Annotated in this window: 11 protein-coding genes; 5 read left to right on the top strand and 6 right to left on the bottom strand. The window is 63.5% G+C overall.

All coding sequences use genetic code 11. The features are described 5' to 3' along the window. A partial coding sequence (locus ABI213_RS02930) for an Lrp/AsnC ligand binding domain-containing protein (protein ID WP_348026047.1) occupies positions 1-282 on the top strand: 282 nt, incomplete at its 5' end. Here the strand turns inward: ABI213_RS02930 and ABI213_RS02925 are convergent. Next, complete coding sequence (locus ABI213_RS02925) at positions 279-1,322, bottom strand: Gfo/Idh/MocA family oxidoreductase (protein ID WP_348007126.1); 1,044 nt, start codon at positions 1,320-1,322, stop codon at positions 279-281. The two genes, ABI213_RS02930 and ABI213_RS02925, sit on opposite strands and share 4 nt — an antisense overlap. 111 nt (positions 1,323-1,433) lie before the next feature. Here ABI213_RS02925 and ABI213_RS02920 point away from each other — a divergent pair, with 111 nt between their 5' ends. Then, positions 1,434-2,360 carry a LysR substrate-binding domain-containing protein gene (locus tag ABI213_RS02920; RefSeq protein WP_348007125.1) on the top strand — a complete coding sequence of 309 codons (927 nt, stop codon included), beginning with the start codon at positions 1,434-1,436 and terminating at the stop codon, positions 2,358-2,360. Positions 2,361-2,387: 27 nt separating this feature from the next. Here the strand turns inward: ABI213_RS02920 and ABI213_RS02915 are convergent, their stop codons facing one another. Next, positions 2,388-2,858: a MarR family transcriptional regulator gene (locus ABI213_RS02915; protein WP_348007124.1), complete on the bottom strand. Its 471-nt coding sequence runs from the start codon at positions 2,856-2,858 to the stop codon at positions 2,388-2,390. A gap of 205 nt (positions 2,859-3,063) precedes the next feature. Here ABI213_RS02915 and ABI213_RS02910 point away from each other — a divergent pair, with 205 nt between their 5' ends. The 3 genes from ABI213_RS02910 to ABI213_RS02900 all read left to right on the top strand — a co-directional run bounded on the left by ABI213_RS02910 (position 3,064) and on the right by ABI213_RS02900 (position 7,480). Beyond that, on the top strand, positions 3,064-4,392 hold the full coding sequence (locus ABI213_RS02910; RefSeq protein WP_348026045.1) for an MFS transporter: 1,329 nt from the start codon (positions 3,064-3,066) through the stop codon (positions 4,390-4,392). 59 nt (positions 4,393-4,451) lie between these two features. After that, positions 4,452-6,383, top strand: a complete 1,932-nt coding sequence (locus tag ABI213_RS02905; RefSeq protein WP_348026044.1) for an FAD-binding monooxygenase — start codon at positions 4,452-4,454, stop codon at positions 6,381-6,383. A 215-nt stretch (positions 6,384-6,598) separates the two neighbouring features. Next, entirely contained in the window at positions 6,599-7,480 is an 882-nt protein-coding gene (locus tag ABI213_RS02900) for an ion transporter (protein ID WP_348026043.1), read from the top strand. A 138-nt stretch (positions 7,481-7,618) separates the two neighbouring features. On the opposite strand, the gene ABI213_RS02895 is transcribed toward ABI213_RS02900, so the two are convergent. From ABI213_RS02895 to ABI213_RS02880, 4 genes are all read right to left on the bottom strand, one after another. After that, entirely contained in the window at positions 7,619-8,698 is a 1,080-nt protein-coding gene (locus ABI213_RS02895) for a GGDEF domain-containing protein (RefSeq protein WP_348026042.1), read from the bottom strand. 427 nt (positions 8,699-9,125) lie between these two features. Next, positions 9,126-11,267, bottom strand: coding sequence for a TonB C-terminal domain-containing protein (locus ABI213_RS02890; protein WP_348026049.1), 2,142 nt, complete (start codon positions 11,265-11,267; stop codon positions 9,126-9,128). Positions 11,268-11,737: 470 nt separating this feature from the next. After that, a complete protein-coding gene (locus ABI213_RS02885; RefSeq protein ID WP_348026040.1) occupies positions 11,738-11,962 on the bottom strand; it encodes a hypothetical protein in 225 nt (74 codons plus the stop codon). 284 nt (positions 11,963-12,246) lie between these two features. Then, on the bottom strand, positions 12,247-12,828 hold a 582-nt coding region (locus ABI213_RS02880; protein WP_348026038.1), incomplete at its 5' end, for an AEC family transporter.

The following is a 12,828-nucleotide window of genomic DNA, read 5'->3' as shown; positions in this document are numbered from 1 at the left end:
CTTACCATCATCATCGAGGTGCATCTGGAGAACGAACGGCCCGACCGCACCGCCCCCATGCGCGCCCGCATTGCCGCTGAACCCGCCGTGCAGCAGTGCTACAGCGTGACCGGCGAGGCGGATTACCTGCTGATCGTCACCGTGGCCTCTATGGCCGACTACGAGGCGCTGACCCAACGGCTGTTTGAGGGCGACGACAACATCCGCCGCTTTCGCACCTCGGTCGCGCTGGGGTGGCTGAAGTCCAGCATGCAACTGCCTTTGGACAAAGTGCCGGTTTAAATGGTGACCACCAGCCCGGTCTTCGCCGCTTCAGCAATCGCCTCCGTCACCCGCAGGTTTTGCACCCCGTCGCGCGCGCTGACCAGCGGTGCGGCCTTGCCTGTAATGACATCGGCGAAGTGGTTCATTTGGTGTTTCAGCGGGTCGTCGCGCACCATGCCGACCACGCCTACTTCAAATTCTTTCCACCACGAGCGGTCTTCGGGGCGGGGGTAGGTTTTAAGGCGCATGGTGGGCACGGCCAGGCTGCCCAGCGTACCCGCGACCAGGTAGCAGTCTTCGTCGGCGTAGCTGGTGTAGGCCTTGTTTTCTTGGCTGGTTTGCTCCCAGCTGCGGGCGCTGGCTGCCGTGTCTGACAGCATGAAGCTGCCCAGCACGCCGCTGGCAAAGCGCAGGTTGATGGCCACCGTGTCTTCCACCGCAAAGCCGCGTGTGGCGTTGCTGGCAAAGGCCTGTACGGCGGTGATGTCGCCGCACAGCATGCGCAGGTTGTGCACCTCGTGGATCAGGTTGATCAGGATGGGGCCGCCACCGGGCTGGGTGCGCCAGGGGCCGCTGGCAAAGTAGTCGTCGGGTTTGAAGAACTGGGCACTGCCCATGAGGCTGACCAGTTTGCCCAGCTTGCCGCTGTCCACCACTTCCTTGGCCTTGGCCATGATGGGGCTGTGGGCGCGGTGGTGGCCGATGAGCACGCGGGCCCCGCTGTCTTCCACCACTTTTTGCAGTTGCAGACCTTCGGCCAGGGTGGCTGCGATGGGCTTTTCCAGCAGGATGGGCACACCCGCAGCCATGCACTCCAGCGCCTGCGGCAGGTGCAGATGGTTGGGCGTGGCCAGCACCACGCCGTCGGGCCTGCCTGAGGTAAACAGTGCTGCCAGCGAGGTGTACAGCGGCACGCCCGCTTTTGCCGCAGTTGCCACGGCGGCGGGGGATGGATCGACGATGGCCGACAGGGCACAGCGGCTGCTTTTGGCCAGCACGTCGATATGGGCCAGTCCGATGATGCCCGCGCCCGCCACGGCGATGTTCAGCTTTGCCATTGGTGTCTCTTTATGCTTTACGTGAAGGTGACGAGCGGCATCGTACTCACAACCAATCTATTTGTAATTAGCCAAAAAGCTGATTCACAATCAACCTATGGTGAACAATAAATGGTGAATACACCGTGGGAACTGATCGACCTGCGGGTCTTCTGCTGCGTGGCGCGGCGCAGCAGCTTCAACGCGGCGGCGGTCGAGCTGGGCATTTCGCCCGCGTATGTGAGCAAGCGGGTCGCGGGGCTGGAGAAGGCGCTGGGGCTGGCGCTGTTCCACCGCACCACGCGGCGGGTGTCCATTACCGACGAGGGCGAAACCGCCTTGCTCTGGGCGCGCAAGGTGCTGGACACCGCCGACAGCCTGACCCAAGAGGTGGGGCGCACGCGGGCCACGCCCTCGGGCGCGCTGCGCATCAGCACCAGCTTGCGCCTGGGCCGCAACCATGTGGCGCACATCCTCGCGCGGCTCAAATTGCAGTACCCGGTGCTGGACATCTGGCTGGAGCTGGTGGACCGCCGGGTGGATGTGCTGGGCGAGGGCTTTGACATCGACATCCGCGTGGGCGACGTGCAAGAGCCGTATCTGGTGGCCCACCCCGTGGCCCAGAGCGTGCGCGTGCTGTGTGCCGCCCCTGCCTATTTGGCGCGGCGCGGTAGACCCAAGACCCTGGCCGAGTTGGCCCAACACGACTGCCTGCTGTTCCGCGACCGCGACCAGGCCTACGGCGTGTGGCGGCTGCAGGGGCCGCAGGGCGTGGAGTCGGTCAAGGTCACCAGCACCCTGGGCTCCAACCACAGCGATGCGGTGCAGAACTGGGCGGTGGACGGCCACGGCATCGTGCTGCTGTCCAGCTGGGACGTGGCCGCCCGCCTGCACGACGGCAGCATGGAGCGTGTACTACCGGCCTACCACCAGCAGGCGAATGTGTGGGCCGTCACGGCCACGCGGCTGGGCAATTCGGCCAAGTTGAAGGTGTGTGTGGATTACCTGGTGCAAGAGCTGCAGCGCGGGGACTTTGCGCTGGAGGCTTTTGGGGCCTGAGGGGTTGGCAGGACCAATCGTCCGGGCTTAGCCTGCGTCCTTCGCAGCCCGGCTCCAGCCGTTGTTTTCTTCGACGATGCGCTTGACCATGCCCATGAATTGAGACCGCTCGTCGGCGGGTAGGGGGGCGAGCATGCGTTCTTGGGCCCGCAGCATCGCGGGCACCACGCTTTGCAGCAGTGCGTGGCCGGTGGGCGTGACGCTCAGCAGGCGCACGCGTTTGTCGTCTGGTGAGACTTTGCGCTCTATCAGTTCACGGCTCTCCAGCCGGTCGACCACCGCGCCAATGGTCGATGTATCTAGCCCGATCCGGCCCGCCAGCGTGCGCTGGTCCAGCCCTGCCTGCTGGGACGCGGCAAACAACAAGGCGAACTGCACCGGCGTGATGTTCATCTCTTGCGTCTCGTCCATGAAGATGCCCACCGCGATTTGCTGCAGCCGGCGGATGTAGTGGCCAGGAAGGTCGTCCAGTTCATGCAGGGGCAGCGGTGTGGTCATCGGAATCTTTTAAGGGTTTGTACTAGGCGCAAATAAAAATTGTAACCCTACACTTATTATCAGTGCACTGATGATAAGTGTACGTATCTAGCTACGGAATTAAGACACCCCATGAAAACAAGCTCTGCACCCTTTGCCGCCTGCGTTGCAGGCGTTCCCGCCAACGCCGCTTGCGCGGTACTGCGTTAGACAACCGGCAACCACCATGGCAAATACAACCCCCGCCGCGTTAGATGCGCGGCACCTTCGTACCTTGACCTGGATCGTGGCGCTGGCCACGGTGGGACTGGTCTTTGACGGCTACGACCTGGTCGTCTACGGCACGGTGGTCTCAACCTTTCTGCGCGATCCGACGCAGATCGGCCTGGTCACGCCCAGCATTGCCGGTGCGCTGGGCAGCTATGCGCTGGTCGGTGTGCTCGTCGGTGCCCTGCTCGCCGGTAGCGTGGGCGACACCATTGGCCGCCGCAAGGTGATGCTGTTTGCCTACGCCTGGTTTTCCATCGGCATGGGCCTCACGGCGCTGACCACCAGCACCACGCTGTTTGGCCTGCTGCGCTTTGCCACTGGCCTGGGGGTAGGGGCCCTGGTGGCCACGACCGGCGCGCTGATTGCCGAGTACGCGCCCAAGGGCAAGAAGAACCTGTTCATTGCGATCGTTTACTCGGGTATCCCGCTGGGTAGCCTGCTGGCCGCTGGCCTGGCGATCGGTTTGCTGCCCCTCATCGGCTGGCGCGGCATGTTTCTAATCGGCGCCTTGCCCATGGTCACGCTGCTGCCGTTGGCGTACTTCAAGATGCCGGAGTCCGTGGCCTGGCTGGTTTCGCGCGGGCGGCTGGACGAGGCCCGGGCGATTTCCTTGCGCACGGGGGTGGCGGTGCCTTCTGAAGAGCCCACGGCGGTGGCCATTGACCAGTCAGCAGCGCCAGAAAAGGCCGGGTTTGCCGGACTCTTCGGCTCCAGCTACCTGTTTCCAACGCTGATCCTGGGTTGCATGAGTGCGACGGGCCTGGTGCTGGTGTATTCGCTCAATACCTGGCTGCCCGAGCTGATGCTGCGTGCCGGGTTCAACGCCAAGGGTTCGCTGTCGTTCTTGCTGGTGTTGAACGGCGGCGCGGTCATCGGCGCGCTGCTGGGCTCCAAGGTGGCCGACCGTTTCGGGCCGAAGCGGGTGGTGTCCACCTGCTTTGCCATCGGCGCGGTGGCGATTGCAGTGCTGACGCTGGACCTGCCGCTGGCCGTACGGCTGGCCGCCGTGGCCGTGGTCGGCATGGGCACCAGCGGCACCCAGACCCTGATCTATGGCTTCGTTGCCAACTACTACCGCACCCATGTGCGCGGCGCAGGCGTGGCCTGGTGCGCCGGGTTTGGCCGCCTGGGGGGCGTGGGCGGGCCGCTGTTGGGGGGCTTCCTGATCGGCGGCGGTTTTGCCCTGAATGCCATCTTCTACGTTCTGGCGGCCTTGGCCATCTTTGGCGCGGTCTTGACGCTGGTGGTACCCAAGGCGCACCGCCCGTCTTCACCCTCCGCCTGAGCCGCGCGCACACCCTCTCCACGTCCACCGTCCACTGTCCACCTAAAGCGAGTTAAAAAATGCAATTCCATCTGAACGGCTTTCGGCCCGGCAACCCCGAAGTTTCGAATCCATCGCCCCTGGCCATGCCCCACACCGACGCATTGCCCGAAGCGGTCGATGTGCTGATCGTCGGCTGCGGGCCTGCCGGGCTGACGCTGGCCGCCCAACTGGCCGTGTTTCCCCACATCCGCACCTGCATCGTGGACCAGAAAGACGGCCCCATGCAGCTGGGGCAGGCCGACGGCATTGCCTGCCGCACGATGGAGATGTTCCAGGCCTTCAACTTCAGCGACCGGGTGCTGCAAGAGGCCTGCTGGGTCAACGAGGTGACCTTCTGGAAGCCGGACGGTCAACAGCAAGGTGGCATCGTGCGCCACGGCCGGATACAGGATACGGAAGATGGCCTGTCCGAATTCCCGCACGTGATCCTGAACCAGGCCCGGGTGCATGACTTTTACCTGGAGTGCATGCGCCATTCGGCCAACCGACTGGAGCCGCACTATGCACGCAGCTTTCTGGATTTAACGGTGGACCGCAGTGCCGCCGACTACCCGGTCACGGTGCGCATGCAGCGCACCGATGCCGCCCACCAGGGCCAGGTGGAAACCCTGAAGGCCCGCTACGTCGTGGGCTGCGACGGCGCGCGCAGCGGGGTGCGCAAGTCCATCGGCCGCAAGCTGGTGGGCGATTCGGCCAACCACGCCTGGGGTGTGATGGACATGCTGGCCGTGACCGATTTTCCCGACATCCGCAACAAAGTGGCCGTGCAGTCCGAGCACGGCAACCTGCTGGTGATACCGCGCGAGGGCGGCTACCTGGTGCGGTTCTATGTCGAAATGGACAAGCTGGGCGAAGACGAGCGGGTGGCTAACCGCGGCATCACGGTGGACCAACTGATCGCCGCCGCGCAGCGCATTCTGCATCCCTACACGCTGGAGGTGAAAGAGGTGCCCTGGTGGTCGGTGTACGAAATCGGCCAGCGCATTTGCGACCACTATGACGATGTACCCGACGAAGATGGTGGCAGCGTGCTGCCCCACGTCTTCATCGCCGGAGATGCCTGCCACACCCACAGCCCCAAGGCCGGGCAGGGCATGAATTTCTCGATGCAGGACAGCTTTAACCTGGGCTGGAAGCTGGCCGCCGTGCTGTCTGGCCAGTGCGGACCGGAGCTGCTGCACAGCTATTCTGAAGAACGCCAGGTGGTGGCGCAGGAGCTGATCGACTTTGACCGCGAGTGGGCCCAAATGTTCAGCGACCGCCCCCAGCACACTGCCGGCGGCAACACCGAGGACACAGGGGGTGTGGACCCGAAAGAGTTCCAGCGGTATTTCGAGCAACACGGGCGGTTCACGGCCGGCATGGGCACGCACTACCGCCCCTCCGCCATTTGCGGGCCCGCCAAACACCAGCATGTGGCCACCGGCTTCGTGGTGGGCACGCGCTTCCATTCCGCACCCGTGTTGCGCGCCTTCGATGCCAAGCCGATGCAGCTCGGCCACGTGGCCAAGGCCGATGGCCGCTGGCGTCTGTATGCCTTCGCCGGTGCCACCGACACAGGTTTGGGCGCGCTGTGCGATTTTCTGGAAAGCTCGGCGGATTCGCCGCTGCGCAGATTCACGCCCGTAGGCCAGGATATCGACGCGGTTTTCGATCTGCGGGCGATCTTCCCGCAGGACCACCGCGCGCTCGACCTGGCGGCGCTGCCGAACCTGCTGGTGCCGCACAAAGGACGCTACGGGCTGCGAGACTACGAAAAGGTTTTTTGCGCCCACGCGAGAAGCGGACAGGACATCTTCGATGCGCGCGGAATCGACCGGGCGCAAGGTGCCTTGGTGGTGGTTCGCCCCGACCAGTACATCGCCCATGTGCTGCCGCTGGATGCGCACCAAGCGCTGGCAGAGTTTTTTGCAGGCTTTATGCGGCCGGACGGTGCGACGCAAGGGTAGTGGCCGCGGTTGGGCATTCTGAGCCAGGTACTGGTTTATGCTTGCTGTGCTATTAAATTAAAAGCATCTAGCGCAGATAGGGTGTGCGCTGCATGCCAATTTGATGCCAAAACTCAAATCATGCAACCCCCCAATGTTGGCAGGATATCTTGGGGGTACGCAAGCCAAAACTTTCGCTTTGTAGCGAGGCCGTGAACCCGTTCTAAGATCCGGCCATGAAGAAACCGACTGCACCGCCTCTGGATAGACAATTGTTTGGGCGGCCCGATACGGGCTGGCGGCTGCAGGTGTACACGGTGATTTTTGAGGCCGATACGCGGGCGGGCAGGCTGTTTGATCTGCTGCTGATCGGCCTGATCCTGGCCAGCGTGGGTGTGGTGGTGCTGGACAGCATGGCCGCGGTGCATGCCCGGTACAGCGCCGTGTTCAATGTGCTGGAGTGGGTGTTTACCACCGCGTTTACCGTGGAGTACATCGCCCGGCTGGCCTGCGTGCGGCGGCCCATGCGCTATGCGCAAAGCGGCTTTGGCATCATTGACCTGCTGGCCTTGCTGCCCACCTACCTGGCCGTGCTGGTGCCGGGCTTGCATGCGCTGATCGATGTACGGGTGCTGCGCCTGCTGCGGATCTTTCGAATCCTCAAGCTCACCGCTTACGTGGCGGAATTCCGTGCGCTGGGGCAGGCGCTGTCGTCGTCACGGCGCAAGATTCTGGTGTTCATGAGCTTTGTGATGCTGGTTGTGGTGGTGATGGGCACGCTGATGTACGTGGTGGAGGGGCCGGCCAACGGCTACACCAGCATTCCGGTGGGCGTGTACTGGGCCATTACCACCATGACCACGGTGGGCTTTGGCGACATCACCCCCAAGTCGGACCTGGGCCGGGTGATCGCCTCGCTGATGATGCTGCTGGGTTGGGGCACGCTGGCGGTGCCCACCGGCATTGTCAGCGCCGAACTCAGCCTGCAGCGCATGCCCCATGCGCCCACCACCCGCACCTGCCACGAATGCCTGAGCGAAGGCCACGCACCGGGCGCGCGCTTTTGCTGCGACTGCGGTGCCCGGCTACCGCGCTGGCAAAACGACTCGGAAGGATAGCTTTGCTACTTAATTGAGAGCTTCTTGTACAGGTGCTATATGCGCTAGAGGCTTATTCCATGTAAATTTTCAAACCGCCCAGCTTGGCGGAAGTTTGCGTTGGGTTGGGGGCGGTAACGGCACCTGCACCACCGGCTCCTAGGCGCGCACAAGCTCCACCGGCTTGTCAGGCGAGCCTTCGGCCCGGTTGCGTCCGAGATGCTTGGCCGCATAGAGCGCCTCGTCCGCGCGCTGTAGCAGTGCGTCGGCCGAGTCCCCGGTCCTGACATGGGTGACACCGCAGCTGATGGTGACGGTGTGGCTGTCTACCAGCGGCTGGGCAGCCACATGGGCACACAGGGCACGGGCCTTGTGCAGGGCATCGTCCAACAGCGTTTCCGGCAGTACCACGACGAATTCTTCGCCGCCCCAGCGTCCCAACGTATCGACATCACGCAGTACTTCGGCAGCGCGTTGCGCCAATCTCACCAGCGTGGTGTCGCCCACGCTGTGGCCAAACCGGTCGTTGATGGTTTTGAAGTGATCGATGTCGATCAGGATGATGGCGAATGCGTGCCCATACCGCGCGAAGCGCAGCAGCTCGGATTCGAGCGCTTCGGTCATGCGGCGGCGGTTGGCCAATTGGGTGAGTTCGTCGGTGTTGGCCAGGCGGGCCAACTGGTCCACGGTGAGCTGCGCAATCTGGAAGCGGTGTTGGTGGCTGGAGAAAAAATACAGCGCCGCGATCAGCACGGCAGACACCAGGTGCAGTTGGATGGTGAAATTGCCGAAGGCCGCGTCGAAATGAAAAATCAGATAGGGCAGGCTGATCAAGATGAACAGCGCCAGAATGGCGAGCGCGAGTGCCAAGCTGGACTTGTGGCCCATCTGCGTAAAAACAAACACATAGATCACCGGTATCCAAAGATACAGGGGTTGCAGGTCAATGCTGGCGCCATAGACCGGCGCGTAAAGCCGCAGCGCCATGCAAACCCCGCACACTATGGCTGCAAATAGCAAGCAGCCCATGTCGATGACCCGCGGTGGCAGCCAACGCCTCCACACGATGGCGAACATGACCGGATGGAACACGATGTTCAGGCCAAAGATGCCGCGCAGCACCGGAGACGACACGCCCCGCATTTCCATGACCGCCCAAGCCGCCGCCGAACTGACCCAACTCAGGGTCAGAATCGTGAGCAGTGCTGTACGTTTGAGGTGGTCGGCTGGCTGCAGCACAGATGCGGGGTGCTTTAGGGTGGATCGCCAAGCTGCGCATGGACCTTGAATGCCAATACGCAACCTGCTGGAATAGGCTGGAGCGGCAGTATACGCATTTTGTAACAAGTGAAGGTGAACCGCCCACAGCCGGTACACCAAGAACGTGTTGGCGTGATTGAAACGTGTTCAAAGTCTTTTTGGAGCCGCGCAGCTGCCTTTTCGGGAGGGGCTGGTAGGCGCGGCTCGCCGCCAATAGCTGGCTATTGGCAAGAGTCGCAACGCCCCAGACTGCCCGAAAAGGCAACTGCCCTTCGGGTTGGGGAGAAATCGGGCGATTTGCCCGCCATCACCCTTGCATGGGCAGAGAGCCCATGCTGCGGGCGCTGACAGCCAACGCATCCCGATTGCTCCCCAACGCGGCCCCAAAAAGACCTTGAACACGTTCCTAGTACAGCCGGATCGCCATGTCGAAGTACCAGGTTCGGCGGATTTCGACCACGTCGAATTCGCGGGCCAGCGCGGGTTGGAAGGCCGGATAGTTGGCCTGGCTGTTCACGATGCGCCGTATCGCGTCGTCGATGGCCGGCACGCCACTGGAGGTGACGAAACTCACCGATTCCACCGAGCCATCGCTGCGCACGGCCACCAGCACCATGGGATTGGCATGCGGCGGCTTGACGACTTCGCGAACCGTGTCAAAGGACATGCTGATCTCGATTTTTCGGGCCCAGGCTTCCGCGTACCGCTGCAGTTCCTCGTTGGCATCGCTGCGGCCAAAGATGCGGCCTCGGCGTGCACTGCTCCACGAGGATGGCAAGGGGGAGGTCGCCCGCGCCGCAGCGGCTGCATCACGCCGATCTGCTTCTTCGTTCAGTTGCCGTCCTATCGCCTTCAACTTGGCCTCGCGTTGCTCGGCCGCAATGCGCACAGCGTCTTGTTTTGCCGTCTCGGCACGGGCGGCTTCCTGGCGGGCGGCGTTTTGGCGGTCGGCTTCGGCGCGGGCGGCTTGGGCGGCCTCTTGTTGGGCGCCTTCTTGCCGTGCGGCAGCTTGCTTTGCCGCTTCGACGCGCTCGCCTTCTTGTTTAGCCGCCTCGGCGCGTGCGGCTTCCTGGCGAGCGGCGTGTTGGCGCTCGGCTTCGGCACGGGCGGCTTGGGCGGCCTGTTGTTGGGCAGCGTCTTGCCGTGCGGCAGCTTGCTTCGCGGCCTCCATGCGCTCAGTGTCCTGTTTTGCCGTCTCGGCACGTGCGGCTTCCTGGCGCGCTGCGTTCTGGCGCTCGGCTTCGGCACGGGCAGCTTGTGCGGCCGCCTGTTGGGCGGCTTCTTGCCGTGCGGCAGCCTGCTTTGTGAGCTCTAGGCGCTCGGCTTCTCGTCGCGCGGCTTCCTGCTTAGCCGCCTCTTGGCGTGCTGCAACTTGCTTTGCGGCATCCACACGCTCGGCCTCTTGCTTTGCGGCTTCGGCCCGCGCTGACTCCTGGCGCATGGCGTTCTGGCGTTCGGCCTCAGCACGTGCGGCTTTTGCGACCTCTTGTTGCGCTGCCGCTTCTCGCGCGGCGGCCTGCTGGGTGGCCTCCAGGCGTTCGGCTTCCCGTCGCGAGGCTTCGGCAGCTTCTTGGCGCGCTGCCGTCTGCTTGACCGCGGCCAAGCGCTCGGCTTCTTGCTTTGCGGCCTCGGCCTGGGTGGCTTCCAGGCGTGCGGCGTTTTGGCGCAAGGCCTCCAGGCGTTTGGCCTCGGCCTGTGCCGCCTCTAGTTGTGCGGCGGCCTGGCTCGCTGCTGCCTGGCGTTCGCGCTCCCGTTTTGCGGCTTCAACCCGCACGGTTTCCAGCCGCTCGGCCTCGGCACGGGCGGCTGTCAGGGCTTGCTGTTGCACCTCGGCTTGCCGCGCAGTTTCGGCCTGCGCCGCTTCTTGGCGGCCCCTCTCTTGCTGCAGCGCCTGCAAGCGCATGAGTTCGGCCAATGCCGCTTCCTGGCGGACCGCGTCTTGGTGCACGGCCTCCTGGCGTTCGGCCTCCAACTGGGCAAGCTTGGCGCGTGCGGCTTGGGCCTCTTGCTGTTGCGCCGCGGCTTGTCGGGCGGCTTCCAGTCGCTCGGCTTCCATACGGGCAACTTCGGCCCTGGCCGCCTCCAGGCGAACGGTGTTTTGGCGCTCGGCTTCCAGCCGTTGTGCCTCCTGTTGTATTGCTTGGGTCAAGGCCAGGGCTTGGCGTGCGGCTTCCTGGCGCTGGGCCTCCACGCGTTCGGCTTCTTTTTGCGTTGCTTGGTGCACTGGCGCGGGTGCCGCAGGCGCTGCAGGCACGATCTGGGTCGCCCCATCAAATGGCATGAATGCGGCTTCGGCCGGTTCGGCAGTCGGCAGGGGCGTGGCCTGCTCAGGCGGTTTTTCTGGCAATGGGCTACCCGTTGCAGCCGTGGTGCGGGTGGCTGGCGCGGGGTCTGCGGGCGCCGCTGTACCCGTGCCTGTGTCCTCTGGCGGCTCAGGGGTGGCGGCTGGCAGCGGATCCAGCACCACGTGCAGTGCCGGCTCCGCGCCGCGCCGCTCTTGCCATGGGAAGCCGAAACCCGGCAGTCCATCCCCTTGGCCGCCTAACACTAGGCTCAACAGCAAGGCATGGAACAGCAGAGACAGCAGCAATCCCAAAGGCAGCCGAGCGCCTGGGCTGGGCCATGGGGTATCGGTAGGAATAGAGGCCGCTTCTGTTGACACGTGTGAATGGGTTCCACGGCTGCGCCAAGATGGCCGGGTAATGTGGATAGGGGTTGGGTAGTGAATGTAGCCGCTGTCGGAGGCACCCACGCGAACTTGTGCCAGACGACGCTATGGGCAGAGCGGCGAGTGATCACTGGTGGTCAGCTTTTCCCAACTCGGAAGTTCCATCCCCTCCTTAACGGCCCCAGGGGACGGGAAAGATGGCGGTCAGTCGAAAGCCGTCACCGTATCGGGAGGGCCCCATGATCGGACATTCGTGCTCGGGCAGGGAAATGGAGGCTTCAACACCACCCAGCCCAGGGGGCCGCATCCAAAAGCATGAAGTGCGTTCTGGCGGATGAGGCGGCTAGCGCTTAACCGTTTGAGGCAGGCAGACCGATGTGTGCATCTGCGCAATTGCGCACTTGGGCGCCGGTGGCATTGGCGGCAAATCCGTTTGAGCCCTGCGGCGCGGCGGCATAGGCTGCGCAGCTTGCGGCGGGAGCCGCGTTCGTTGCCAGATCCTTGTCGTCATCGGCGTAGAACTGGTGGATTCCAGCGATGACTGCGACGGTAATGAGAAACTTGGCTTTAAACATGGTGGCAATCATTTGTATGAAACATCTACATACAAATTCTCGCTGTTCGGGCATTTTTGCGAATAGGCGCTTTCCCTTATCGCCGCTTTGGCTGTGGCACGGCCTGTTGGGTTGGGTTTGGTTTTGATGTGGCAGGGCCATTTCTGCCAAGGGGATGCAACTCCGGTGAGGGCTGGTTGGCGTACTTGCCGGTGCTCCGCCATGCAGCTAACGTAAAATGCTATCAAAATAAAAGCATCTTACGCAGGTGCTAACTGCGCCAGAGGCCGATTGGACGCCTAACTTTAAGCCGTCCACCCCAGCACGTGGTGCATGGCCCACAGCAGGGCGCTGATGCTGAAAAACGAGGTGATGGTGGTCACCAGCAGGGCGGCGGCGGTAAAGCCTTCCAGGCCGTACTTCTGGGCCACTACCGGGTAGATGCTTAGCATGGGCATGGCGGCGAACAGCACGGCAGCGACGCGTAACTCAGGGGCAATGGGAGGAAGTAGCCACAGAAAGGTAAAAACCGCCAGCGGATGCAGGATGAGCTTGCCCGTAGCCACCCAGGCCAGGTCACGCCGCACCCCGGCCAGCTTCAGGCCCACCAGGCTGCCGCCGATGACAAACAACGCGACCGGGCTGGACGCGGTGGCCACGATCTGCACGGTTTGCGCCAGCACCGCGGGCAGGTGCAGGCCCAGCAGCGCGGAGCAGAAACCGGCCAGTATGGCCAGCACCATGGGGTTTTTCAGCAGGTTGCGCAGGCTGATCCACAGGGTGTGGTGCCAGCGCTGGGCGGCATCCTGGCCTTGGTTGTCGGCCATGGCAAAGCACAGGGGCAGCACCAAAAGATTTTCGACCAGCATGGTCAGCGCCAGCGCCAC

The sequence above is a fragment of the Rhodoferax sp. genome (assembly GCF_039922535.1).
GTDB lineage: Bacteria > Pseudomonadota > Gammaproteobacteria > Burkholderiales > Burkholderiaceae_C > Rhodoferax_B.
The sequence above is the reverse complement of the archived record's forward strand: the minus strand, read 5'-3'. Positions and strand labels throughout refer to the sequence as shown.

Coding starts and splice junctions, on each gene's coding strand:
- ABI213_RS02925 (WP_348007126.1), bottom strand. CDS start 1,322: ATGGCAAAGCTGAACATCGCCGTGGCGGGCGCGGGCATCATCGGACTG.
- ABI213_RS02920 (WP_348007125.1), top strand. CDS start 1,434: ATGGTGAATACACCGTGGGAACTGATCGACCTGCGGGTCTTCTGCTGC.
- ABI213_RS02915 (WP_348007124.1), bottom strand. CDS start 2,858: ATGACCACACCGCTGCCCCTGCATGAACTGGACGACCTTCCTGGCCAC.
- ABI213_RS02910 (WP_348026045.1), top strand. CDS start 3,064: ATGGCAAATACAACCCCCGCCGCGTTAGATGCGCGGCACCTTCGTACC.
- ABI213_RS02905 (WP_348026044.1), top strand. CDS start 4,452: ATGCAATTCCATCTGAACGGCTTTCGGCCCGGCAACCCCGAAGTTTCG.
- ABI213_RS02900 (WP_348026043.1), top strand. CDS start 6,599: ATGAAGAAACCGACTGCACCGCCTCTGGATAGACAATTGTTTGGGCGG.
- ABI213_RS02885 (WP_348026040.1), bottom strand. CDS start 11,962: ATGTTTAAAGCCAAGTTTCTCATTACCGTCGCAGTCATCGCTGGAATC.